Here is a 23,714-nt window from a genome sequence, read left to right on the forward strand (position 1 = left end):
AGGATTTCCTCGATCAGGAGGCGGGCCGGAACTGGTGCAGGACCAACTCGTCGTCGTTGAACGATTCGTAGAACACTTCGACGGGCATCCCGACCTTGACGTCGCTTGGATCGATGTCGCGCAAGTTCGACACGATCCGTACGCCTTCGTCGAGTTCCACGAGCACGACGATGTAGGGGTAGTCGAAGAACGGCAGTGGGGGATATTGCGGCATCACATAGCTGTAAACCGCGCCGCGGCCGGATGATTCGACGGCCTCCCAGTTCAGTGACTGGCAATTGCCACACATTGGTCGCGGTGGCATACGCAATGTCTTGCACTCGCTGCAGCGCTGGATGAGCAGCTTGTGCGCGCGCAACCCGTCGTAGAAGAATTCGGTGTCCCGAGTGATCGTCGGTGCGAGTCGATTCGGCATCAGTTCCCCGTCTTGAATCGCAGGGTGCGGAATCGCTGGCGTCCGATGACGTCGCCGCGTTGATCGCGGTAAGTAGTGATCCACGTTACGAAGAACCCGTAGCCCATGGCCGTCTTCTTCTCGTCGGAGATCGTCTCGAACACGGTCTCGGCGGTGATCTCGTCGCCGACCCGGGGGTAGCGCTCGATCTCGAACTCCGAATTGGTCGCGACCGTCCCGGTGTAGCCGGCGTCCGCGAGGAACTGCAGCGGGTTTTGCTTGATTTCAACGGGTACACCGCCGCGTTCGTGAATTCCCTCGAGCTTCGGCGGCGCCATGGTCCAGCTTTGCAGCATCACCGGCGGTGAAACGATTCCGCCGTAGCGCGACTGCGCTGCCCATTCAGGGTCGAGGTAGGCGGGGTTCATGTCGTTGAGTGCATACGCCCAATGCCGGATCATGGCCGGGTTGACCGGATCCGGAGCCTTCACGGGCTGGCCGGAGCCAACCGGCTTGCCGATGAGGTCGTCGAGACGTTGGCGTAATGCGTCTTTCGCGTCGTCGGGCACGTGAAACCTTTCCGCGTTATGTGTTGGCTCGTAGGTCGCGAGGTGCCCTCGGGAGGCCGAGGCCCGCCATGGCGATGATGTCTCGCTGGAGTTCGTTGGCGCCCCCGCCGAAGGTGTTGATCACCGCCAGGCGGTACGCATGTTCAAGGTTGCCGCGCAGCGGCGCGTCGTGTCCGGCGCGGGTGCCGTCCGCTCCGAGCACCTCGAGTAGTTCCCGGGCCACCTGCTGGGTCAGTTCGGTGCCGAAGACCTTGGCTGCGGAGGCTTCGCCCATGCCGAGAGCGCCACTGCTCATGGTCGCGTTCACCCGTAGGTTGAGTAGCTTGTATGCGGCGACCTGTGCCTCGACCCGGGCCAGTGACTGCTGAACCCAGGGCTGGTCGATGACGAATCCGTCGTCTCGCGGTGTGGTCTTGGCCCACTTCATTGTCTGCGCGAACAGCGGTTCGAGCGCACCGAGGTTGCCCAAGGCGGCCCGCTCCAGGTTGAGCTGGTTGGTGATCAGCTTCCAGCCTTGGTTCTCGCCCAAGACGACGGCGCTGGCGGGCACGCGGACGTCGTCGTAAAAGGTGTAATAGGTCGAGACACCGGGCATTGTGTGCAATGGCTTCCACGAGAAGCCCGGGGAGGCCGTGGGGACGATGAACAGTGTTATGCCCTTGTGTTTCTTGGCGTTTGGGTCGGTGCGTGCCGCCAGCCAGATGTAGTCCGCGAACTCAGCGCCGCTGGTGAACAGCTTGGCGCCGTTGATGACGTACTCGTCGCCGTCGCGCACCGCGGTGGTGCGCAGGGAGGCGAGGTCGCTGCCGGCGCCGGGTTCCGAGTAGCCGATGGCGAATTCGACGGTGCCCTTGAGGATTGCGGGCAGGAATTGATTCTTCTGGTCTTCGGTGCCGAACTGCATCAGGGTCGGACCGACGGTGTTGAGGGTAATCATCGGCAGCGGAGCGTCCACTCTCCTGGCCTCCTCGGCGAAGATGTATTGCTCCAGCGCACCCAGGCCCCTGCCGCCGTACTCGACGGGCCAGGCCACACCGAGTAGCCCGGCTTCTCCGAGCGCGCGCCGGCACTCGGCAACCGCTTTGCCGCCTTCCATCTGTCCCGAGATCGCCGCGCGCCGTTCGGGTGTCATCACGGCCTCGAGCCGTTGACGGAACTCCGTGCGCAACGCCTCCTGCTCGGGGGTGTAGTCGAAATCCACTAGTTGGCTACTCCCAGTCGTACCGGCATCCGCTTGACGCCGGGAACCATCGTGGCGCGCAGCCGGGTCACGTCACCGCTCAGCTCGATGGTCGGGTAGGCACCGAGGAGGACTTCGAACATGACCCGCGCCTCCAGCCGTGCGAGCTGCGCACCGAGGCAGGCATGCTCGCCGCATCCGAATGCGATGTGCGGATTGGGGCTCCGCGTGATGTCGAACTCCTCTGCGGTGGGCCCGAACACGTCCTCGTCGCGGTTGGCCGACCCGTACAACATCACGACTTTGTCGCCTTGTTTGATGGGCTGACCGCGAATCTCGACGTCGGTCATGGCGGTCCGGGCCATGTGTGTCACGGGGCTGGTGTAGCGCAGCATCTCTTCGACGGCGATCGGGATCAGACGCGGTTCTGCACGCAGTTTGGCGAATTGTTCGGGGTGGTCGATGAGCGCCAGCGTGCCCAGCGCGATGAGATTGCGGGTGGTTTCGTTGCCGGCTACCAGTAACAGGAACGAAAAGTTCAACAAGTCTTCGTCGCTGAGCCGTTCGCCGTCGACCTCGGCAGCAGCAAGGATGGCCAGCAGATCCTCGGTGTCGGACACCTCACCCGAGCGGCGGACCGCGATAAGGCGCTGGAAGTATTCGTACAGTTCGGCCAGCGCGGTGACACTGTCGAGCTCGATGCCGGGATCGGCGGTGCCCACGGCTGCGTCCGACCACCGCCGGAACTGCTCCCAGTCCTCTGGTGGGGCGCCCAGTAGTTCGGCGATCATTCGGGTCGGCAGGGGAGCGGCGATCTCCTCGGCGAAGTCGTGCGGCGTCGACGGGTCAGTGCTCTCGACGATGCCCTTCACGATTTCGCGCACCTTGGGTTCCAGCAGCGCCACCTGACGGCGGGTGAACCCGGAATTGATCAGTTTGCGCAGCTGCCGGTGCCGCGGCGGGTCGGTGAAGATCAGATTGCCCTCTTGGACAGGTTCGGGCTGACTCGGATCAGGGATGGTGATCCCTTGGGTGGACGAGAACTTCCCTGGTGTGCTCGACACGTAGCGGATGTCCTCGTACTTCAGCAACGCCCAGAAATTGGTGACGTCGTTCCAGCACACCGGCGACGTGGCCCGAAGCTCTCGGTAGGCGGGGTAGGGGTCGCCGGCGTAGAAATCCGGCGAATGCAGTGGAACGGCCGTAAGCAATGCAAACCCACCTTTTCACTAAACGCGATCGAGCATTTCTGCTAAATCTGTCGGATCGCTTCAGTGTCTATCTTATGAAATCACCGGTGTCAACGGGCAGCTGTGTCCCCAGATCATCGACATTTGACGCCCGCAGTACGACAGGTGTACACATTGTGTCGGATCGGCTGGGAGGATCTTTGAAGTGGAGATCGGATGACGCAGCCAGGGGCATTGCTTGACAACTATGGCCACTACATCGATGGCCAGTGGATGGAGCCGGACAGCGGGCGGTACGACGACATCAACCCGGCGACCACCGATGTGCTGGCCACGGCGCCAGATGCCAGCGTTGAGCAAGTCAGTAGCGCGATCGCCGCGGCGCGTCGTGCGTTCGACGAAGGTCCTTGGGCCACGGCGAATCCCGAAGAGGGAGCCAGGTGCCTGACACAGCTCAGCGCGGCGTTGCTCGAACACGTCGAAGAGTTCTACGCGCTTGCCCAGCTGGAATGGGGGTGTTCGGCAACCGAGCGCATGTTCCATGTCGAAGGCCCTGCGGTGATGGTCGGTCGCGCGGCCGAGCTTGCCGCGGAGCCTGCGGAGACAACGATTGACGCCTGGGGAGCGACCGGAACCACGGTGCTGCGCTACGAGCCGTTAGGTGTGGTGTCGGTTCTCACCCCGTGGAACTTCCCGCACACGCTCAACGCTATGAAGCTCGGCAGTGCACTCGCGGCGGGCAACACCGTCGTACTCAAGCCCTCACCCCTGGCGCCGCTGGCCGGGCTGGCGATGGCCCGACTGATCGACGAGCACACCGACATTCCGCCGGGCGTCGTCAATGTGGTGACTCCGACTGGCGTGGAAGCCAGCAAGTTGCTGACCACGGATCCGCGGGTGGACATGGTGAGCTTCACCGGAAGCTCGGCTGTTGGCCGTGAAGTGATGGCCGGCGCGGCGTCGACGATGAAGCGGGTCCTGCTCGAGTGCGGTGGCAAGTCGGCCGCGCTTCTGCTCGACGACGTCACGGTGACCGACGAACTGCTCGACCGGCTGCTGTTCGAGGGCTGCACGATGCACGCCGGACAGGCATGCATTCTCAACAGCCGCCTGGTAGTGCCCGACGCGCTTCACGACGAGGTCGTCGATCGCCTTGCCGAACGGGCCCGCAAAGTGGTGGTGGGCAACACAATCGATCCGGCGGTGCAGATGGGGCCGCTGATCAGTGAACCGCATCTCGAACGCGTCGAAGCCATGGTCGCGCGGGCGGCGCAAGACGGCGCCACCGTGGTGACCGGCGGCCGGCGTCCACCGGACCTACCCGGCGGGTTCTTTTTCGAGCCGACGATCCTGACGAACGTCGCTGCAGACGCGCACATCGCCCAGGAAGAGGTGTTCGGGCCAGTGCTGACGGTCTTGCGTTATCGCGACGAACATGAAGCCGTCGCTATCGCCAACAACTCGCCCTATGGCCTGGGCGGCGCGGTCTGGTGCAGCGACGTCGACCGGGGGACCGAAGTCGCGCGCCGCATCCGCACCGGTCAGGTATCCGTCAACGGCTCGCTGCCCGGAGATGCGCCGTTTGGGGGATTCAAGCAGAGCGGAATCGGACGTGAAGGCGGCATGATAGGTCTGCGGGCGTACATGGAGCCCAAGGCGATTGGCGTACCGGCGTGACGGGGGCCCTTGCAGGGTTGCGGGTGGTCGAGCTCGGCAGTGAAATCACCGCTCCGTACTGCACGAAGCTCTTGGTTGATCTGGGTGCCGAGGTGCACAAGATCGAAGTGCCGCCGGGCGATCCACTACGACGCTGGGGTCCATTTCGGGGCGGGAAACCCAACCCGGACGCGGGCGGACTGTTCGAGTATCTCAACGCCGGAAAGCGGGGCGTCATAGCGGATTTGGCATGCCCGAGCGATGTCACCAGGGTGCACAAGCTGATCGCGCACGCCGACATGCTGGTGGAGAACCTCGGGCCCGGCGTGCTTGATCGGCCGGAATGGGGGCTCGACCAGCACAGCCTGGCCCGGCTCAATCCGCAGCTGGTCGTCGTGCGGATCTCGGCCTTCGGTCAGGACGGACCGCTGCGCGACCGGCAGACGACCGCGTTGACTTTGCAGGCGGCATCGGGGTGGGTAAATGAGCGGGAGCCGGGCCGCCCCCCGGTGCAGGCCGGCGCGCGCATCCCCGAGTACATCACCGGCGCGTACGCGGCGATGGGTGGCCTCACCGCGTTGCGAGTCAAGGCAGCCGTACCGGATCGGCCGGTCGAGGTGGATGTTTCAGCGTTCGAGTCCCTGTTGTGCGCGTTGCCGTACCCGATGCTGATGGCGGAGCGGCTGAAAAGCAAAGGCCTTCCTACAAATTCGAAGGCAGCGCCGATGTTGGGCATTGTGCGCGCGGCGGACGGCTGGATCGGCATCAATTGCCTGACGGGTCAACATTGGCTCGATGTATGCGCCATGGTCGGGCTTCCCGAATTCGGTGAGCATCAGCTCGCGATCATGCTCGGTGGCCCTGAGCGCGACGAATTCTTCGCGAAGGCACAGCCGTGGCTCGATCAGTTGAGCGTCGACGACATTGTCGAGCTCGCTCAGGCCATGCGAATCCCGGCCGCACCGGTCACCGACGGTGCTTCGATCCTGAACTGTCCGCAGTATGCCGAGCGAGGATTTTTCATCGAATCGCAGGCTGGCGGCGGAAGTTTCATCCGGCCGGGCGCGCCGTTCCGGCCGTCCAAGACACCGGCGCTCGCACCCGCTTCGGCGCCACGACTGGGAGCCTCGTCCCCCACAACCGATCGGGCGGCGAATCGCGGTGATGCGGTGCCGAGCGCCGCCGACCCCGCCCTGCCCTTCGCGGGCCTGAAAATCCTTGACCTGAGCACCTTCTGGGCCGGCGCCTACCTCACCTGCTACTTCGGCGCTTTCGGCGCAGATGTCGTCAAAGTCGAGTCGATTCAGCGGCCCGACGGCCATCGGTATTCCGGTGCGCTTCTGCGGGAGGGCGACGACTGGTACGAGCGGGGACCCTTGTGGCAGGGGACCAACCTGAACAAGCGCGACGTGACCCTGGACCTCAACACTGTCGAGGGCCGCGAGCTGGCCGTGCGCCTCGCCGCGGAAGCTGACGTCGTGGTGGAGAACTTTTCACCGCGCGTGGTCGAGCAGTTCGGACTCGACTACGACTCCCTTGTCAAGGTCAACCCCAAGATCATCATGGTGCGCATGCCCGGCTTCGGGCTGGCGGGACCGTGGCGCAATTACGTTGGCTGGGCTCTGAATATCGAGCAGCTTTCCGGCATGTCCGCTGCCACCGGCTATCCGGACGGTCCGCCGTGCAACCTGCAGGGTCCGGCTGACCCACTCGCCGGAGTGCATGCCAGTGTTGCGTTGCTTGCCGCATTGAGTCACCGTGAACGCACCGGTGAAGGACAGCTCATCGAGGTCGCGCAAATCGAGGTGGGTGCCGCGGTCACGGCCGAGCCGGTGATCGAGTACTCCATGACCGGCGCTATCCGCGGGCGGGAGGGCAATCGGCACCGCGAATTCGTCCAGGGCGTCTACCCGTGCCGCGGCGAGGACGAGTGGGTGGCGCTTTCGGTGCGCGACGATTCGGACTGGATGGCGCTCGCGGATGCGATGGAGCGGCCGGAACTGCACCATGATCCGCGTTTCTGTTCGGGCGAGACGCGCCTGGCCCATCACGACGAGTTCGATCGCCTCATGTCCGACTGGACGCGCACGCGCACTGCCGACGATGTCGCCGAGGTGCTCTCAGCGCGTGGCATTCCCGCGGAGCGCATACTCACACCCGACCGCATGTACGACGTGCCGCAGCTCGACGCCCGCGGGTTCTACGAGGAGATGACTCATCCGCTTACCGGTCACCACCGCTACCCCGGCTGGCCATTTCGGATAACTCCCGGTCCTTCTCGGCAGCATCGCATGGTTCCTCCCACCCTCGGCCAGCACAACGCCGAGGTGCTCACCGGTATCGGTGTCACCGACGCACAGCTGTCCGAACTGGCCGAACGACAGGTCATCGGGCAGCGATTGCTGAACGGCTGATCAGGTTTCGAAGCCGGTCAGTCGACCATCAAGGCGATCGTGTCGACCACACACGCCGGCCGGCTGGCACCTTCGATCTCGACGGTGACCCGGACCGTGGCGCGTGCCCCGCTACTTGACCGTTCGACTTTGAGCAGTTCGGCACCGGCGCGGATGCGTGAATCGACTGGAACCGGCGAGGGGAACCGCAGTTTGTCCACACCGTAGTTGACTTGCATCGACAAGCCGGTGACTTTGTAGATCTGCTGCACCAGGACGGGCACCAGCGACAAGGTCAGGTAACCGTGTGCGATGGTCGTGCCGTACGGTCCGTTCGCTGCCCTTACCGGATCGACGTGAATCCACTGGTAATCGCCGGTGGCGTCGGCGAATAGGTCGATCTCCTTCTGAGTGACACGCCGCCAATCGCTGAATCCGAGGTGCTCACCGACGTGTGCCTCGAACCCCGCAACGCCGTCGTAAGTGACCGGAGCGCTACGCGTTTCCGTCATGCCGGCACATGAATGCCGAGCAGGCCCATGGCATTGCCGCCCATGATCTTGGCCTTGTCCTCCTCGGACACTCCCTCGAGGCGGTCAACGAAGCTCAATGGATCGCCGATGCCCTCCGGGTGCGGGAAGTCCGAGCCGAACAGCACATGATCGACGCCCATGACGTCGATGATTCCCTGGATGTCGTCCTCGAGGAAGGGATGAATGTAGATGTTACGTTTGAACACCTCGACGGGGTGTTCGTCGAATTCTTTGGGCATGATCCGGTACGCCGTATTGAGTTGGCCAAGAAGGTTTTTCACCCAGCCACTGCCGTTCTCGACGCAGAGGATCTTCAGATCGGGGAATCGGGACAGCGCGCCGTGGCAGATCATCGCGGCCAGGGTGTCTTCGATGGCGCGATGACCCATCACCACCTCGCGTAGCGCGCTGGGTTTGAACGACAAATATTCGTCTCCACCTTCCCACTCCATCAGGTGCTTCTGGTACCCGCTGTCGGAGGCGTGCATGGTGACGGGAATGCCGGCGTTGACCACTTCTTGCCAGAAAGGATCGAATTCGGGCAGTCCCATCGACCGTGAGCCGCCGAACCGACTGGGCACCGGCGCGGGACGGACCAGGAAGGTCTTCATGTTGCGCTCGAGGCACCAGTGCAGTTCCTCGATGGCCTTGTCCACCAACGGCAACGTGATCACCGGGGTGGCGAAGATCCGGCCCTCGTAGTCGAAGGTCCAGTGCTCGTGCATCCACTCGTTCAGCGCGTGCATGACGGCGTGGGTCAGGATCACGTCGTCGGTGGTGCGTTCCTCGATCAGACTGGCCAGGGTGGGATACATGACGCAGCGGTCGATGCCCAATTCGTCCATCAGCTCGACCCGGGGCGCAGGATATTGGTAGGCCGGGATGACATCCATTGCCTCACCCACGAACTCGCGGAAGTTCAGCCCTTCGGGGTTGTTGCCGAGGAAGTAGTCCTCGGCGCTGCCCGGTCGGGCCACCCGTTCGAACGTGGGGTTTGGGATCATGTGGCTGATGTGGTCCTTGACGACAAGTTTGGGCCTGCCGTTGACCTCGACGTAGCCCACCTTGCCCTTGTGTTCCTTCGGCAGGAACTTTGTCAACGCCTCCTTGGTCTCGTACATGTGGTTGTCGATGTCGAAAACCGGGTAGGGAAGAGAGCGGGGCGACATTGCGGTGGTCCTCCTGCGAATATGAGCGTTTACGCTATTGAGAATGACGTTATCACCATCATTTGCCAACCTCCAGCCGCACTAGGGCTGAGGAGCAAATTGGCTCCAGGTCGCCACCACGGCTTGGGAAGTCGTCACCGTGGCGAGTAGGGACAATGTGTTGTCGATCACCGATTCGGCGTACTGCCGCGGGTAACCACAGACGGCATCGCGCGGCAGGACGAACTGGTAGGAACGATTGACCGCGTCCATGACGAAGTTGGGGATTGCGACGTTCACCGAGACGCCGACTCCGACGATTGTCTTGATGCCGAGGTTGCGCAGCACCGGGTCGAGATCCGTGCCGGTCATGGGCCCGACGCCGTGGGTACGGGTGAGGACCAGGTCACGGGGGTCGGGCCCGAATTCGGGTAGCACCGAGGCGCCCGCGGTGCCGGGCGAGAGGTCGGCGCTGAACGATTTGGCTGCGGCGAACAGTCGAGCATTCGTGTTGGACCCGCGGCCGTCCGGGCGTCTTTGGATCAGGCAGTGAATGACCGTGACACCAGCGGCGCGAGCGGCATCGAGTAGCTTGGCGATGTTGGGAATGGCCTCGTGGCGCGCCTCTTCTGCGAGGGCTGGTAAGCCTGCCTGCGGCCCGATCACACTGCCCTGGCATTCCTGCGTGACAAGGGCCGTGGTGCGTGGATCGAGCAGCTCGTCGAGTCGGGGTTGCGGCATGAGAATACACATTATCGTAAGCGGAAACCTAAGTTCGGTGGAGCTGTTCAGGAGGCGGCCGTGCAGGCGTGGGAACTCGAGATCCGGGAATCGGTGCGGCAGACGCTCGCGGACTACACCGCAGCCACCGACAGTTTCGCGCTCGAAGCCCTGGCGGCGTGCTTCACCGCCGATGGGGTGCTGCAGTACCCCGGAGGCAAACCGTTGACCGGCCCAGCGGCGATCGAGGCCGGACTCGGTGCGCAGCTGGGGGGACCGCGGGATGCGGCGCGTCCGGCGCCGACGCATGTGCGCCACCACGTGTCGAGCGTTCGGTTCAGCCGGGTCGCTCGCGACCGTGTCGAGGTGGCCAGCTACTTTGCGGTATACACCGACATCGGGCTCGATCATTGGGGCAGATACCGCGACGTGTTGGTGCCCCACGATGGCCGCTGGCTGTTCGCGTCACGCAAAATCACCGTCGACGCGTTCTCGGCCAACAGCCTGATGGGCGGCTCAGCTCCGGATGAACTCCTTGGCAAATGACTTCGCGCGTTCGATGACCTCGGCGCGGTCGTCGCCGGGAGGCGCGATGGTCAGCCAGGTCACGCCTGCGGCGGACAGCCGCTCGACGGTGGCGTGGCGCTCGTCAAGAGATCTGTTGTCATCCAACAGGTTTCCTGCTGAGAAGCAGATATCCAACGGCTGCGTGCGCCCGATCTCGCGAGCATAGGCCTTGGCCCAGCCGATGGCTGCCTCCAGCTCGTCGAGCGTGGAGATCTCCGCGGTGCGAGAAGCAGCTGCGTAGCCGAACGTGTTGAACGGCGCCCAGCCCTGACAGCGCGAGACAGCGCGCCGGATGGCCGGCTTGCTGTTGCCCCCCACCCAGATGGGTGGCGCACTCGTCGGGACCGGGCGCAGCCGCACTCCCCGGGCCGCGAAGGATGTGCCTTCGTAGGCGGTGTCCTCGCCGGTGAGAACCTTCGTCAGCACGTCGAGGGCCTCGTCCAGGAGTGCTCCGCGATTGTCGAAATCGACGCCCAACGCGCGGAATTCCGGCTTGAGGTAACCCGCAGCGGTGCCCAGGATCAGCCGGCCACCCGAGAGCACGGCGAGGCTTTGGATTGACTTGGCGCCCAGGAACGGATTGCGGTAGGCGGCGATGTAGACATTGGTGAGTAGCTTGATGCCCGATGTCGATGCTGCGGCGAACGACAGCGCGACAAAAGGATCGAGTGCATGGTGGCCACCGTGGTCGAGCCACTTTGCGTCCGGCGCCGGGTGATCGGTGACGTGGACGGCGGCGAACCCGCATGCCTCGGCTTCCCGGGCAATGTCGGAAATGGCTGTGGCCGTGACGAATTCAGCTGGCGCTTCCACGCGATGGGTGGGCAGTTCAAGGGAGTAGGAGACGGTCACATTCGTCCTTTCAGGTGGTGGTCAGATCGGCAAGGCGCTGGGCATGCATGTCGGGACTGCCGAACATCAGTTGAGAGGCCTTGGCCCGCCGCACATAAAGATGCGCGTCATGCTCCCAGGTGAACCCGATACCGCCGTGGACGTGCATGTTGCCTAAGGCGGCCTGCAGGAAGGCATCCGAGCAGGCCATCTTGGCCACCGACGCCGCTATCGGGAGTTCAGCGTTATCGGGTGCGTCCGCGGCCTCGGCGGCGTGCATGGCGGCCGACCGTGCCCCTTCGACCGCCACCAGCATGTCCGCGCACTGATGCTTGACCGCCTGGAAACTGCCGATCGGGCGGCCGAACTGGATGCGGGTCTTGGCGTAGCCGACCGCCATGTCCAGGCACCGTTGTGCGGCGCCGACTTGTTCGGCTGCAAGCGCAACCAGAGCAAGATCCGATGTCCGAGCCAGCCCGGCGGCAGCGGCGCCGTCGGCTCCGATCAGGTCCGCCGGTACGTCGTCGAAACCCAGCGCGGCGATCCTGCGGGTGCGATCCAGGCTGGCGAGCGGCTCTCGCTGCAATCCTGTGGCGGTCGATTCCACCGCGAACAACGACAATCCGGCCTCGGTGCGGGCTGCGAGCAGGAGCACGTCGGCCGTGTGACCGTCGAGCACCATCGGCGCGCGACCGCTGACGAGAAAGCCCTCGGGACCTTTACGCGCGACAAGCGTCACCGAGCCGGGATCCCACGTTCCAAGCCCATCATTGAGGATCAGGGTCGCCGTGGTCGAACCGTCGACGAGCCGGGACAGCAGCTTGACCATCGCGTCACGGTCTCCGCTGGTCAGCAGTGCGTGAGCCGCCAACACGACGGTGGCGAAAAAAGGCGAGCACAACAGCGCGGCACCCATCTCCTCCAATACCACTGCGAGCTCGCGCATGCCCGCGCCCGCACCGCCGAACTCCTCGGGCACCGCGATGCCTACAAGTCCCATTTCACCCGCGAGCTGCCGCCACACCCGCTCGTCGTAGCCGGTCGGGGTCTCCATCACGTGCCGAACGGCGGCGCTGGACGAGCGCGCTTGTAGGAACGACCGCACGGCGTCGCGCAGGTCGTCGTGGTCAGCTGCAGTCATCGTGTGTCCGCCGGATCGTCCGATTGACGAAAGTGGTTGGCAGAATCATAGTTTCCTAACACACGCGAGAAGCCTGGCCAGACTGCGGCGGGACGCCTGACCAAAGGTCTGCCCGGTTCATCTCAACCCGGGGGATAGGCATTCCCGGGTCAGGATAGTATCCTTTCCTAATTAAGAGAATAGTTATTCTCGCCAACAGAAGGAGCTGGGCGGTGGCGACAACCCTGGGCTACGGCATATTCGACTGCGACACGCACTGCTATGAGACGCGTGACGCGTTCACCCGCTTCTTGCCGGAGAAGTTTCGCGACCGGGCGATCACCACGGTCCGCGGGGCCGACGGTGTCGAGGTGATCCTTGCCGGTCATCGGGTGGCCACCTTCAACAGCGAAGGGGGGCTGGGTCTGGACGTCGCATATCGGCCCGGTTCCCTCAAGGAGATGCTCAAGCAGATGGGATCCGGCAACCCTGAAGAGTCTTACGAGCCGGTGCCCATGCAACCGGAATTCGTTGAGCGCCCCGCCCGCCTGGCAGTGATGGCGGATCAAAACGTCGAGCGGATGGTCATCTATCCCAGCGGGATGGCGCTGGCCGCCGAGCACTACGTCGACGACACCGCGGCGCTGTATGCCAACATCCGGTCATTCAACAGATGGTTCGACGAGGAGTGGGGTTTCAACTACGAAGGCAAGATCTTCGCAACCGCATTGATGTCGTTGCGCGACTTGGATTCTGCGATCGCTGAGACCGAGGCGATTATTGCGCAGGGAGCAAAGTTTGTACTGCTGCCGACAGGACCGGCCTACGGTCGGTCACCCGGCGATCCCTACTTCGACCCCATCTACGCACGCCTGCAGGAGGCCGGGTGCATCCTGGTGTTTCACATCATGCCGTTCTGGTATTTCGACGCGATCTCCCCGGCCTGAGGGCAAAACCCCGATCCCGCCTCGTGGCACATGTCGGCGTGGCAGTGGATGAACATCTATGGCCAGCGACCCATCGAGGACACGTTGTCCGCGCTCATCTTCGATAACCTCTTCGGTCGCTTCCCAGGCCTGAATGCCCTTGTCGCCGAGCACGGTGCGGAATGGGTGCCGTTCTTCGTCAGGCACATGGACAAGAGCCGTGGCATGGGCCGCAACGGTCCGTGGATCGGCGGAAAGTTGACGGAGCGTCCGTCGGCGATCTTCCGCCGTCATGTGCGCGTGGTGCCCTACCCCGAAGATGACATCCCCGAGATCGTCGCCCGGTTGGGTTACGACGACTGCCTGGTCATGGGCTCGGATTACCCGCACGCCGAAGGATTGGCGGAGCCGGCGGACTTCGTGAAACTGCTCGACCCGCTCGACGAGGCCGCCAAGCGGCGAATCATGCGAGACAACGCCGAGCAAATGCTCGCCCGGAGCTAGGGCGGATGGACCGCGACGACGGGGACGACCTCGACTTCGAACTGCTGCGGGCCTCCGCGCGCGAGTTCCTCGCCGGACGCGGCGACAAAGACTCGGTCGGTGATCTGGCAGCGATGGACTGGCTTGGGCTGCTCGTCAGCGAGGAACGTGGCGGCGTGGGATGGCGTCCCGCCGAAGCCTGCCTGATCGCAGAAGAACTCGGGCGGGCCCACGACCGCTCGCCGTGGTTTGGATGCGCCATGGCGGCCGCCGCATTCGCCGACGCGCCCGACGCCGTCTCTGGTGATTGGCTGGCCGATACGCTATCCGGCACGACGATCACCGGGTTCGCCCCGGCCGGCAACGTCGTTCGGATTGTCGGCGGCGACAAGGTACGCGCGGTCATCACGGCGGGCAGCGACGGACTGCACTTGGTTGAGCTTGGTGAGTCTTCTGCCCGCTGGCTTGACTGTGACGCACTGGATACTGCGCGCCCGGGTTGGTGCGTCGACCTGAACGGAGCTACGCGGGTACCAATCGGATCGGCGATCCAAGCCGAGCGACTCAACGCCGTTGGCAGGCTTTTGGTCAGCGCCGACGCGCTCGGTGCAATGTCGAGCGCACGTGCCCGGCTCACGTCATATCTCAAGGGGCGGACGGCATTCGGTGCTCCCATCGCCAGCTTCCAAGCGGTGCAGCATCGGTTGGTCGACCTGCTGGTCTTCGAAGTCAAGTCGCGGGCCATCGTCGCCAAGGCGGCGCGCACACTCGGATCGGCCGACCTTGGCGACGGCGCCCGTTTGCGGGCGGCAATTGTGCAATCCGCTGCCGCCCATGCCTTCGTCGCGGCAAAGGCGACCGCGGCCATCGACGAGTGCATCCAGTTGTCCGGCGGTATCGGGTTCACCTGGGAGTACCCACTGCATCACGAAATGCGCCGGGCCGCAACAGATGCCGTCTTACTCGGTACTGCCCGGTCAAGTCGAGCCCTGCTCGCCGAGGCGTCGGGATGGTGACCACATCGGCAATGCGGCCGACCGACGCCCAGCTACATGCCCTCCGCGACGAGGTGCGGGCATTCATCGCCGCCCATGCGCCGCCGATCGAAGCCCGCGAGGGCCATCGCGCGCCGGTGGACCGCGAGCAGGAATCGCTACTGCGCGCGTGGTTCGCTGCGCTGTTCGATGCCGGCTTCATCGGCGCCGACTGGCCCGTCGAGTACGGAGGTCGACCCGACCACCATCCAATGCATGACCGTGTCGTCATCGAGGAGATCTTGCGGGCGCGCGCGCCCCGGCCGGTGGACCAGGTCAACCTCGCGGCGCACGTCTTGGTGCACTTCGGCACCGAGGCGCAAAAGCAGGCCTATCTGCCCTCGATCCGCAGCGGTGAGCACATCTGGTGTCAACTGCTCAGCGAACCCGACGCCGGCAGCGACATCGCAGGGGTGCGCACCAAGGCGGTGCGGCAGCAGGACGGCACATGGCTGCTGGACGGCCAGAAAACCTGGATCACTGACGGGCACTGGGCCGACATGGGTTTGGCGTTGGTTCGCACCGATCCGTCGTCGGTGCGCCATCATGGGCTGTCGGTGTTTGTCGTACCGCTGTCCACTCCGGGAGTGGAGGTGCGTCCCATCCGCACGATCGGTGATGCGATCGAGGTCAACGAGGTGTTTCTCAGTGACGTGCAGCTGTCTGCGGACAGCGTCGTCGGGGAGGTCGGCCAGGGCTGGTCGATCATCATGGCGGGGCTGGAGTTTGAGCGGTTCGGCATCGGCGGCAATGTGATCCTGCTGGAACTGCTGATCGACGACCTCGTCGTGCTGGCCCGGCACCTTCGGGTCGACGGCATGCGCGCTATCGACGTTGACGACATCCGCCAGCGGGTGGCTGAGCTTGCGGTCGAGGTCGAGGTGGCCAAGGCATTCATCGACGACTACGTGGAGCGATTGATCCGGGGCGACGAGCAGCCGGGTGACGCGTCGATCGCGAAGCTGAGCTTCGCCGAGACGTATCACACCGTCGCGGCCTATGGTGCCGAGCTCGCATCCTCGGTGCGACTGGACGCGCCGCCCGATTCGCCTGTGCACCAGGCCAAGCAGCGGCTGCGCGAATGCTGGCTATGGTCGCGCGCATACACGATCTCTGGCGGCAGCTCGGAGATCATGCGCAATATTCTCGCCAAACGCCGACTGATGCTGCCGACCAAGTGAGCCGGCCTTCCAAGGACACCTACTGGGGACTCGTCGAGTGGGCGGCCTCGGAACATCCACGCCGCGTCGTGCTTTGTGACGACTTCGGCCGCAGCTTGACGACGGTAGGCCTACGTGATGCCGCGGTGGCAGCCGCAGCGGCATTGGCCGAGCGCGGGGTTCACGCGGGCACGGTTGTCTCGTGGCAGCTGCCGACCACCCTGGAGACGATGGTCGTGATGGTCGCGCTCGCGCGACTGGGGGCGGTGCAAAACCCGATCCTGCCGATCTGGCGGGAGAGCGAGGTCGGTTTCGCCACAACACAATTGGGCACGGAGGTGATGATCGTGCCCGGCATGTGGCGGGAGTTCGATCACGTGGCGCTCGCACGGTCGTTAGCTGAGAAACGCGAGATGACCATTGTCGTCGTCGACCACGAAACTGCGCCAGCCGCAGGGGGTTTGCGGTTACCGGCGGGCAATGTCCGAGCGCTGCCGGGCGCTCCGAGCTCTGGTGACGACGCCCGCTGGGTCTACTACTCATCCGGTACCACGGCAGCACCGAAAGGGGTTCGGCACACCGACCGATCGGTGATGGCGGGCTCGGCGGGGGTGGTGGGCATGGTCGGTGGTTCCAGCAGTGACATCAACCCGATCCCGTTTCCGATATCGCACATCGGTGGTGCGGCGATGTTGGCCGCCAGCCTGCTGACAGGGATGCGCCTGGTGCTCTTCGACTCGTTCGACGCGGCTACGACTCCGTTCGCGATCGCCGCGCACCGGCCGACCTTGCTTGGCACGGCAACACCGTTCTTCGTGGCGTTCATGGCCGCTCAGCAGCGCCACGGTGCCGAGCCACTGTTTCCCGATCTGCGTGCCTGTGTAGCTGGCGGGGCACCGATCACCGCCGAACTCGGGCGGCAAGTGCGCGAGACCTTTTCAGTGCCCGGAATCGCCAACGCATGGGGGCTGACTGAATTTCCGGTTGCGACGTCACCGGTGCCGGACGCGGACGCTGCTGTTCTGGATTACACAGTCGGTCCGCCAGTGCCGGGCGTGCAGGTGCGGGTGGTAGGCGACGACGGGCGCGAGGTGCGGAGCGGTGATGAGGGTGAGCTGAGACTCAAAGGGCCGCAGTGCTTTTTGGGATACGTGGATGAGTCGCTGAACGCCGATGCCTTCGACACCGACGGTTGGTTCTGTACCGGCGACCGCGGCCGCATCGACAAGAACGGCAACGTCGTGGTCACCGGCCGGATCAAGGATGCCATCATCCGCAACGCCGAGAACATCTCGGCTCTGGAAATCGAGGGAGTACTGGCCGCTCACCCCGCAGTGGCTGATGTCGCGGTCATCGGCGTGCCGGACCCGCGCACCGGAGAGCGAGTCTGCGCCGTCGTGGTCGCTGAACCAGGCGTCGAACTGGCACTCTCCTCGTTGGTGCGGCACTGCCAGGATCGCGGGTTGAGCCGCCACAAGTTTCCGGAGCGCCTCGAAGTGGTGGATATGTTGCCGCGCAACCTAACCGGCAAAGTGCTCAAGGCCGAGCTTCGGTCACGATTTCGGGGATCCGCTCTGTGACGGCGGACCTGCTGGGGCACGCACTTGAGCGGGCAGAGGCGCTTCGTGCTACCTATCGCGCAGCCGGGGTGTGGTCGCCGCATCCGCTTGATGTCGTGCGGATCGCCGCGCGGCGGCACCCGTCGAAAACCGCGGTCGTGGACCGCCGTTACACGTTGACGTACGCCGAACTCGACCGGCGAGTCGACCGGGCAAGCAAGGTCTTGCGGGCAGCCGGCGTGACCGCGCAGACTCCGCTGTTGTTAGTGGTGGGCAATGACATCGAGTCGGTGGTCAGCGTGCATGCTGCGATTCGGGCCGACGCCGTGGTGCTCCTGGTCTCGCGCAGCGCGGGTCCGACCGAGGTTGGCGACATTGCCCGCCGGACCGGGACGCGTTTGGGCGTGGCACCCAATTGGGCGCAGGCCGCGGGCTGTGACTTGGGCGCAGGGTTCCACTGGATCGACCTTTTGGCCCGCGTCGATGCTCCGCGCAGCACACCACAGCGTCCTGCCGACGATCCATCGTTCGTGCTCTTCACCTCTGGAACCACGTCCAGGCCCAAGGGCGTCATCCACTCCTTGAGCACGTTGGCCAAGGCGTCGTTCAACTACATCGACGCCGCTGGCCTAGGAACGCACGACCGTCTGTTCCTGATCAGCCCGCTGGCTTCGGTCACTGGTGTGGTGCAGGCCGTGTTTGTCGCGCCCATGTTGACCGCACCGGTGATCCTGGAAGACCGCTGGGATCCTGCGGCAACGTATGAGCTGCTGGTTTCCACCGGTTCGACCTGGTATGGCGGACCGGATCGGCTCTTGGACCGGCTATTGGATCACGCCGCCGCCGACGGGCGAGAGATCCCGCTGCGGGCGGTCTACCTGGGGGGAACGATGCTCGACCGCCGGGTCGTCCAACGGATCGAGGACGATTTCGGCATTATCGTGATGCGCGCCTATGGGTCTTCTGAAGCGCCGGTGAGCACTTCGGGACGGCGCTCCGAATCCCGGGAGTTGCGTCATGCCGACGACGGCCGGCCGCTGACCGACGTCGAAGTCAAGATCGGATCGACCTCGCAGCCGACAGAGTGCTGCATCCGTGGTCCGCATGTCTTTCTGGGCTACACCGATGCCCATGACGACGAGGGTGCCTTCAACGGTAACTGGTATTGCACCGGCGACGCCGGCGAGCTGACGGACGGGCGGCTACGCATCGTTGGGCGCTTGCGCGACATAGTCATTCGCAATGGGCTGAAAGTTGCAATCGCGGAAGTCGAGGATGCGATCGCCCGCATTCCGGGTGTGCGCGAGTGCGCGGCCTATTCGGTGCCGGATGCGACGACGGGCGAGCGGCTCGCCGCGGCGGTGGTGATGGAATCCGGCGTCGAACTGTCGCTGAGCGCGGTAGCGGAGTCGTTGATCGCTGCGGGGCTGCCCAAGTACAAGCTGCCCGAAGAATTGGTGTTCTGGGACCAGCCTTTGCCGGTCAACGCCAACGGCAAAGTGGACCGCAACACTCTGGACGCACGGTCACAGGGCCGCCCGCGTGAGATAGCGGCGAGGCTTTCTCGCACCGGTTAACGCGCATTCGTCGGAAATAGCGGTTTCCGGTTGCGAGTAGCGGCCGTTGACACGCCTCACCAGCGCGCATGGGCGCTGTGTCGGGGCGCGTATCCTGAGAGGCACCATGAAGGGACGCAGCAGCGGCAAGCAGGAACTCGCACCGGTCGATGATCTTGACGAACCGGCGATCGAGCTGTCGAAAGAGTGGCAGGAACGTACGCTCGAGCGACGGTTGAGCAACGCGAGAGCCCGGGCTCTTGCCCGCAGCTCACGGTTCTTGGCTACGGCACTGGAACTGGTTCAAGAGTCCGGACGCGCAGACTTCACCATTCAGACACTCATCGACCGATCGAATCTGAGCTTGCGCGCTTTCTATCAGCACTTCGCCGGAAAAGAAGAACTCCTACTTGCGCTTTACGAGAATGTCACCAGTCAGTTCACTGAGGCCATCCGCCAAGAAGTCGCGGCGGCCGACGATCCGATGGGACAGTTGGAGGCCTTCTGCCGCGGTTTTCTGTCGCGGGCGGAGTCGTCGCACAACGTCGGGGGCCGCGTTACAACGATCTACAACCTGAGCCTGGAGATTGAGCGCCCGGCGGATTTCGCGAAGATCTGGGAGCCGCACCAGAAGCTGCTCACCAAAATCCTCACAACCTGCGCGCGTGCGGGTCTGGTGCGCAAGGACCTGACCCCCACGCAGTTGACCACGCTGCTGAATTCGACGCTGACCTCGCTGGCCCAAATTGGCGTGTTCCAGGTCGGTAGCCGGGGTGCGGACCTTTCCGAGGACGACATGTGGGCGTGGTGCAAACAGGCGGTGAGCCCTCCGGCTGCGAGCACCAAACCGAAAGCGGTCAGAGCGAAGACGACTCAGCGTCAGAGCAGTACGCGCCGCGTCAAGAAGCTAACGGGGTAGTCCTAGCCCGCGCTGGGCGATAATCGTTCGCTGTACCTCGCTGGTACCGGCATAGATGGTTGTTCCCAGGGAGAACCGCATCAGGTGCTCGAAGCGCCCGCTCTCCGGTGCGGTGGGTTCGAAGTAGCTCCGCAGCCCATCCGGCCCGACGAGTTCCATGATGTCCTGCGCCGCGCGTACCAGTGCTTCGGTGCTGAACAGTTTGGACATCGGTCCCTCGGCGACGGGCACCTGTCCTTGGTCGGCCATCCAGACGCAACGCCGTTGCAAAAGCGTGGATACTTCCAGTTCGATTGCAATTCTGGACAACCGGCGCCGTACGTCCGTGTCGGCGAGCGGCGGCGCTTCGCCGTCTTCGACCGCGCGGGCCCATTGCTCAGCATGGTGCAACAGGCGCGCTATGTGCGGTCCCCATCCTGACGCGTGTTCGTCCTGCAGCGCGATGCCGAGAACGGCCCACCCTTCGTCGATTTCACCGATGCGACAATCGTCGCCTACTCGCACGTCGCTGTAGAAGGTGATGTTGGTCCGTTCGCCGGACAACGTCCAGACCGGTTGCACCTCGATCCCTGGAGCAGCAAGTGGCACCAGAAACATCGTGAGTCCCTTGTGCTTTGGCTTATCAGGACTCGTGCGAGCCAGCAAGAAGACGTAATCGGCGATGTGGCCGTTGGTGGTGAACATCTTGGAACCGTTGATGACCCATTCCTCACCGGAGCGAACCGCCTTCGTGGTCGCCGCGGCGAGGTCAGATCCACAGTCGGGTTCGGTGAAGCCGAGCGCGATGGTGATCTCGCCTTTCATGGCCGCGGGGACTATGCGGTCCTTCATCTGCTGGGTGCCGGCCTGCCGGATGACCGAGGCCACCATCCGCGTCGTCTCCGAGAGATACACCGGTGCTTCGGCGTACATGAGTTCCTCTTTGAGGAGCTGGACCTCCATCGCGTTTCGGTTGGGCGCGAACAAATCCTTCGCCACGAGGCCGCGAGCGAACTCGTCGTCGTGCGCAGCTCCGCTGCGGTAGATGCGCTCCTCGACCTCCGGTGTCAACACGTCGTCGAGGTGCGCCCGCACTTCCAGGCGGAACGCCTCCGCGTCGTTGTCGAGCTGGAACTCCATGGGCTTTACCGCCTCACTCGAAAGCGATCACGCCGCGGATGTTCTTGCCGGCGCGCAAGTCTTTCATCGCCTCGTTGATGTCGTCGAGCTTGTACTTCTGGGTAACGAGCTCGTCGAGCTTGATTGAGCCCGCCTCGTACATCGACAGCAGCCTGGGCATGGCTTCGCGTGGGTTCATCTCGCCGTAAAGCACGCCCTTCAAGGTTTTACACGACGAGACCATGTCGGTCAGGATGAGCGGAATCGTCATATCGGTGACCTTCGCCATGCCGGTCAACACGCAGGTTCCGCCTTTGCGAAGCAACATCATCGCGACCATGACGAGATCGGGCGGCACCACACCGGGTGCCAGCACCACCCTGTCTGCCATTACGCCCCAGGTGATTTCTTTGACCAGTTCGACGGCGGCGCTCGCGTCGACCGCGGTATGGGTGGCGCCGAATGTCGGGGCAATCTCACGCTTGAAGTCATTCGGGTCGACAGCGACGATGTGCTTGGCGCCCGCGGCTTTTGCGCCCTGCACGGCGTTCATCCCGATGCCACCGACGCCGATGACCACGACGGTGTCGCCGACTTGCGTGCCCGCCGCCACCGAGCCGGACCCGAAACCTGTTGTGACACCACACGAAACAAGGGATGCGGCTTCCAGAGAAATCCAGTCGTGCACCTTGACCAACGAGCGTTCGGAAGCAACCACGTATTCGGAAAATGTGCCGACCTGCATCATCGCCATCAGGTCCTCATCGCCGAGGTGGCGGCGTCTGGTTCCGTCAGTCGTCATCGCCTTGTCGTAGATGTCGGCCCCGACATCACACAGGTAGGTGTATCCCGTCACGCACCATCGACAGCTACCGCAGGCCGGAAAAAACGAGATAGCCACGTGGTCACCGGGTTTGAGTGACGTCACCCCCTCGCCGACTTCTTCCACGATGCCCGAACCTTCGTGGCCGCCGAGCATGGGAAACCACTCGGGCACCCTCACGCCGGCTGCCCGCATCATGTCTTCCATCTCCGCCGGTGGCACGCTGTCGCCGGTATAGAAGTGCTCATCGGAGTGGCAGATGCCGGCGTACGCCATTTTGACCAAGACCTCGCCTGCACGTGGCGGGTCAAGCTCGACTTCGGTGACTTCCCAATCGATCCCGACACCACGAAGCACTGCCGCCTTGGACTTCATCAGATCTCCTCGATTTGCTCGGGTGTTACGACGCCGGCCATGCGACGGTTTTGGTCTCGGTGAAGATCTCGAGTCCCTCGATGCCGCACTGCCGGCCGACCCCGGACTGCTTGTAACCACCGAACGGGGCGTCGGCGCCGTACCAAAGCCCGCCGTTGATTCCCAACGTGCCGGTCCTGATCCGGCTCGCCACGGCCCTGGCACGTTCGAGGTCGTTGGCGAACACGACACCGGACAGGCCGTAGATGGAGTCGTTGGCGATGCGTACCGCGTCGTCGTCGTCGTCGAAGCCGATCACCGACAACACCGGCCCGAAGATCTCTTCCTGGGCGATGGTCATGCGGTTGTCGACGTCGGCGAACACCGTTGGCTCGACAAAGTAGCCTTTGGACAGGTGTTTTGGAACGTTGCCGCCGGTGACCACGCGCGCGCCTTCCGCCTTGCCCTTTTCGATGTAGCCCAGCACCCGGTCCTGTTGACGCTTGGAGACCTGCGGGCCCTGGAGCACGGACGGGTCGGTCGGGTCGCCGTACTTGTTCTTTTCCATCGCCACCTTGACGATCTCGACGGCCTCGGCGTACCGGGAGTTCGGCACCAACAGCCGGGTCGGCATTGCGCAGCCTTGCCCGGCGTGCATCGAGATGAAGGCGCTTCCGCCGACGGCGGGACTGATGTCGCCGTCGTCGTCGAGCACCAAATACACGGACTTGCCGCCGAGTTCGAGAAACGTCGGCTTCACCGTGTCGGCGGCGGCCTTCATGATCCGCCGTCCCGTTGCCGTCGATCCGGTGAACGCCACCATGTCGACAAGCGGCGAGGTCGAAAGCACCTCGCCGACAAGGTGATCCGAAGAAGTGACGATGTTGATGACACCCGGTGGAATGTCAGTTTGCTCGGCGATGATGCGGCCAATCCTGGTGGCGTTCCAGGGGGTGTCGGGAGCGGGTTTGAGCACCATCGTGTTGCCCATGGCCAGAATCGGGCCGATCTTGTTCAGAATGATCTCGAACGGGAAGTTCCACGGTGTGATGACGCCGACGACGCCGACGGGCTCCTTCCACACCTCGCGGCTCGCAGGGGTGCCCATCCCGAACGCATCCTTGTCGGGAAGTGAGCGCTTCCAGGCGAACTGGCTGATCATGTCGGCCGGCCACGTCAGTGCCTCTTTGAGCGGCACGTCGAGTTGCGGGCCGAAGGTGCTCAAGATGGGGCAGCCGGCTTCGGCGATCAGTTCGCTGCGAAGCTCCTCCCGTTCTGCCTCCAAAGCCGCCTGCAGTTGCCGCAGACCCGCCGCCCTGGCCGCACCGTCGCGCGACCAGTCCGTGTGGTCGAAGGCGTGGCGGGCGGCCGCGATGGCGCGCTCCATGTCGGCGCGGCTGCCGTCGGCCGTACTACCGAGGACTTCCTCCGTCGCCGGGTTGACGTTGTCGAAGTGCCGCCCGGTTTCGGATTCGACGAGCTTACCGTCGATGAGCATGCG

Annotated in this window: 20 protein-coding genes and 1 pseudogene; 9 read left to right on the top strand and 12 right to left on the bottom strand. The window is 64.1% G+C overall.

Features of this window, described 5'->3' with window-relative positions:
- Positions 1–13 precede the first annotated feature (13 nt).
- Genes AWC14_RS18275 through AWC14_RS18290 form a run of 4 tightly spaced genes read right to left on the bottom strand, consistent with a single transcriptional unit; the run spans position 14 to position 3,336 of the window.
- Complete coding sequence (locus tag AWC14_RS18275) at positions 14–415, bottom strand: Zn-ribbon domain-containing OB-fold protein (RefSeq protein WP_045380815.1); 402 nt, start codon at positions 413–415, stop codon at positions 14–16.
- On the bottom strand, positions 415–963 hold the full coding sequence (locus tag AWC14_RS18280; protein ID WP_045380818.1) for an FAS1-like dehydratase domain-containing protein: 549 nt from the start codon (positions 961–963) through the stop codon (positions 415–417). The genes AWC14_RS18275 and AWC14_RS18280 overlap by 1 nt, the downstream gene beginning before the upstream one ends.
- A 16-nt stretch (positions 964–979) precedes the next feature.
- Positions 980–2,164, bottom strand: a complete 1,185-nt coding sequence (locus AWC14_RS18285; RefSeq protein ID WP_045380821.1) for an acyl-CoA dehydrogenase family protein — start codon at positions 2,162–2,164, stop codon at positions 980–982.
- The gene (locus AWC14_RS18290; RefSeq protein ID WP_081968199.1) at positions 2,164–3,336 is read right to left on the bottom strand and encodes a cytochrome P450; all 1,173 of its coding nucleotides are present in this window, start codon (positions 3,334–3,336) and stop codon (positions 2,164–2,166) included. Before AWC14_RS18290 ends, AWC14_RS18285 begins: the two co-directional genes overlap by 1 nt.
- A gap of 213 nt (positions 3,337–3,549) precedes the next feature.
- On the opposite strand from AWC14_RS18290, the gene AWC14_RS18295 reads away from it, so the two are divergent.
- Both AWC14_RS18295 and AWC14_RS18300 read left to right on the top strand, forming a co-directional pair.
- Complete coding sequence (locus AWC14_RS18295) at positions 3,550–5,010, top strand: aldehyde dehydrogenase family protein (protein ID WP_085241390.1); 1,461 nt, start codon at positions 3,550–3,552, stop codon at positions 5,008–5,010.
- Complete coding sequence (locus tag AWC14_RS18300; RefSeq protein ID WP_045380830.1) at positions 5,007–7,403, top strand: CaiB/BaiF CoA transferase family protein; 2,397 nt, start codon at positions 5,007–5,009, stop codon at positions 7,401–7,403. Before AWC14_RS18295 ends, AWC14_RS18300 begins: the two co-directional genes overlap by 4 nt.
- A 17-nt stretch (positions 7,404–7,420) precedes the next feature.
- On the opposite strand, the gene AWC14_RS18305 is transcribed toward AWC14_RS18300, so the two are convergent.
- From AWC14_RS18305 to AWC14_RS18315, 3 genes are all read right to left on the bottom strand, one after another.
- Positions 7,421–7,894: a MaoC family dehydratase gene (locus AWC14_RS18305; protein WP_045380833.1), complete on the bottom strand. Its 474-nt coding sequence runs from the start codon at positions 7,892–7,894 to the stop codon at positions 7,421–7,423.
- On the bottom strand, positions 7,891–9,084 hold the full coding sequence (locus AWC14_RS18310; protein WP_045380836.1) for an amidohydrolase family protein: 1,194 nt from the start codon (positions 9,082–9,084) through the stop codon (positions 7,891–7,893). Before AWC14_RS18310 ends, AWC14_RS18305 begins: the two co-directional genes overlap by 4 nt.
- Positions 9,085–9,165: 81 nt before the next feature.
- Positions 9,166–9,804 (bottom strand): cysteine hydrolase family protein, encoded by a 639-nt coding sequence (locus AWC14_RS18315; RefSeq protein WP_045380839.1) that lies wholly within the window; start codon positions 9,802–9,804, stop codon positions 9,166–9,168.
- A 60-nt stretch (positions 9,805–9,864) separates the two neighbouring features.
- On the opposite strand from AWC14_RS18315, the gene AWC14_RS18320 reads away from it, so the two are divergent.
- Positions 9,865–10,329 carry a nuclear transport factor 2 family protein gene (locus AWC14_RS18320; RefSeq protein ID WP_069601506.1) on the top strand — a complete coding sequence of 155 codons (465 nt, stop codon included), beginning with the start codon at positions 9,865–9,867 and terminating at the stop codon, positions 10,327–10,329.
- On the opposite strand, the gene AWC14_RS18325 is transcribed toward AWC14_RS18320, so the two are convergent.
- Together AWC14_RS18325 and AWC14_RS18330 are read right to left on the bottom strand one after the other, a co-directional pair.
- Positions 10,300–11,202 carry a TIGR03619 family F420-dependent LLM class oxidoreductase gene (locus AWC14_RS18325; protein WP_045380842.1) on the bottom strand — a complete coding sequence of 301 codons (903 nt, stop codon included), beginning with the start codon at positions 11,200–11,202 and terminating at the stop codon, positions 10,300–10,302. The genes AWC14_RS18320 and AWC14_RS18325 overlap by 30 nt on opposite strands.
- 10 nt (positions 11,203–11,212) lie before the next feature.
- Positions 11,213–12,322 (bottom strand): acyl-CoA dehydrogenase family protein, encoded by a 1,110-nt coding sequence (locus tag AWC14_RS18330; RefSeq protein ID WP_057003188.1) that lies wholly within the window; start codon positions 12,320–12,322, stop codon positions 11,213–11,215.
- A 212-nt stretch (positions 12,323–12,534) separates the two neighbouring features.
- On the opposite strand from AWC14_RS18330, the pseudogene AWC14_RS18335 reads away from it, so the two are divergent.
- From AWC14_RS18335 to AWC14_RS18360, 6 genes and pseudogenes are all read left to right on the top strand, one after another.
- A pseudogene (locus AWC14_RS18335) lies at positions 12,535–13,731 on the top strand (amidohydrolase family protein).
- Positions 13,732–13,736: 5 nt separating this feature from the next.
- Positions 13,737–14,726, top strand: coding sequence for an acyl-CoA dehydrogenase family protein (locus AWC14_RS18340; RefSeq protein ID WP_045380846.1), 990 nt, complete (start codon positions 13,737–13,739; stop codon positions 14,724–14,726).
- Positions 14,720–15,925 (top strand): acyl-CoA dehydrogenase family protein, encoded by a 1,206-nt coding sequence (locus AWC14_RS18345; RefSeq protein ID WP_235215956.1) that lies wholly within the window; start codon positions 14,720–14,722, stop codon positions 15,923–15,925. The genes AWC14_RS18340 and AWC14_RS18345 overlap by 7 nt, the downstream gene beginning before the upstream one ends.
- Positions 15,922–17,484, top strand: coding sequence for a class I adenylate-forming enzyme family protein (locus AWC14_RS18350; RefSeq protein ID WP_045380849.1), 1,563 nt, complete (start codon positions 15,922–15,924; stop codon positions 17,482–17,484). The genes AWC14_RS18345 and AWC14_RS18350 overlap by 4 nt, the downstream gene beginning before the upstream one ends.
- Positions 17,481–19,040, top strand: a complete 1,560-nt coding sequence (locus tag AWC14_RS18355; RefSeq protein WP_235215957.1) for a class I adenylate-forming enzyme family protein — start codon at positions 17,481–17,483, stop codon at positions 19,038–19,040. Before AWC14_RS18350 ends, AWC14_RS18355 begins: the two co-directional genes overlap by 4 nt.
- A 106-nt stretch (positions 19,041–19,146) precedes the next feature.
- Positions 19,147–19,938, top strand: a complete 792-nt coding sequence (locus AWC14_RS18360; protein WP_045380864.1) for a TetR/AcrR family transcriptional regulator — start codon at positions 19,147–19,149, stop codon at positions 19,936–19,938.
- Here AWC14_RS18360 and AWC14_RS18365 read toward each other — a convergent pair.
- From AWC14_RS18365 to AWC14_RS18375, 3 genes are read right to left on the bottom strand one after another with little or no spacing between them, the layout of a single operon-like run.
- Positions 19,927–21,057, bottom strand: coding sequence for an acyl-CoA dehydrogenase family protein (locus AWC14_RS18365; protein ID WP_045380866.1), 1,131 nt, complete (start codon positions 21,055–21,057; stop codon positions 19,927–19,929). The genes AWC14_RS18360 and AWC14_RS18365 overlap by 12 nt on opposite strands.
- 13 nt (positions 21,058–21,070) lie before the next feature.
- Complete coding sequence (locus AWC14_RS18370; protein WP_045380868.1) at positions 21,071–22,234, bottom strand: NDMA-dependent alcohol dehydrogenase; 1,164 nt, start codon at positions 22,232–22,234, stop codon at positions 21,071–21,073.
- 25 nt (positions 22,235–22,259) lie between these two features.
- Positions 22,260–23,711, bottom strand: a complete 1,452-nt coding sequence (locus AWC14_RS18375) for an aldehyde dehydrogenase family protein (protein ID WP_045380910.1) — start codon at positions 23,709–23,711, stop codon at positions 22,260–22,262.
- Between the last annotated feature and the right edge of the window lie 3 nt (positions 23,712–23,714).

It is taken from the genome of Mycobacterium kyorinense (assembly GCF_002101735.1).
Taxonomy (GTDB): Bacteria; Actinomycetota; Actinomycetes; order Mycobacteriales; family Mycobacteriaceae; genus Mycobacterium; species Mycobacterium kyorinense.

Coding starts and splice junctions, on each gene's coding strand:
- AWC14_RS18330 (WP_057003188.1), bottom strand. CDS start 12,322: ATGACTGCAGCTGACCACGACGACCTGCGCGACGCCGTGCGGTCGTTC.
- AWC14_RS18295 (WP_085241390.1), top strand. CDS start 3,550: ATGACGCAGCCAGGGGCATTGCTTGACAACTATGGCCACTACATCGAT.
- AWC14_RS18310 (WP_045380836.1), bottom strand. CDS start 9,084: ATGTCGCCCCGCTCTCTTCCCTACCCGGTTTTCGACATCGACAACCAC.
- AWC14_RS18315 (WP_045380839.1), bottom strand. CDS start 9,804: ATGCCGCAACCCCGACTCGACGAGCTGCTCGATCCACGCACCACGGCC.
- AWC14_RS18275 (WP_045380815.1), bottom strand. CDS start 415: ATGCCGAATCGACTCGCACCGACGATCACTCGGGACACCGAATTCTTC.
- AWC14_RS18370 (WP_045380868.1), bottom strand. CDS start 22,234: ATGAAGTCCAAGGCGGCAGTGCTTCGTGGTGTCGGGATCGATTGGGAA.
- AWC14_RS18375 (WP_045380910.1), bottom strand. CDS start 23,711: ATGCTCATCGACGGTAAGCTCGTCGAATCCGAAACCGGGCGGCACTTC.
- AWC14_RS18305 (WP_045380833.1), bottom strand. CDS start 7,894: ATGACGGAAACGCGTAGCGCTCCGGTCACTTACGACGGCGTTGCGGGG.
- AWC14_RS18345 (WP_235215956.1), top strand. CDS start 14,720: ATGGTGACCACATCGGCAATGCGGCCGACCGACGCCCAGCTACATGCC.
- AWC14_RS18340 (WP_045380846.1), top strand. CDS start 13,737: ATGGACCGCGACGACGGGGACGACCTCGACTTCGAACTGCTGCGGGCC.
- AWC14_RS18365 (WP_045380866.1), bottom strand. CDS start 21,057: ATGGAGTTCCAGCTCGACAACGACGCGGAGGCGTTCCGCCTGGAAGTG.
- AWC14_RS18360 (WP_045380864.1), top strand. CDS start 19,147: ATGAAGGGACGCAGCAGCGGCAAGCAGGAACTCGCACCGGTCGATGAT.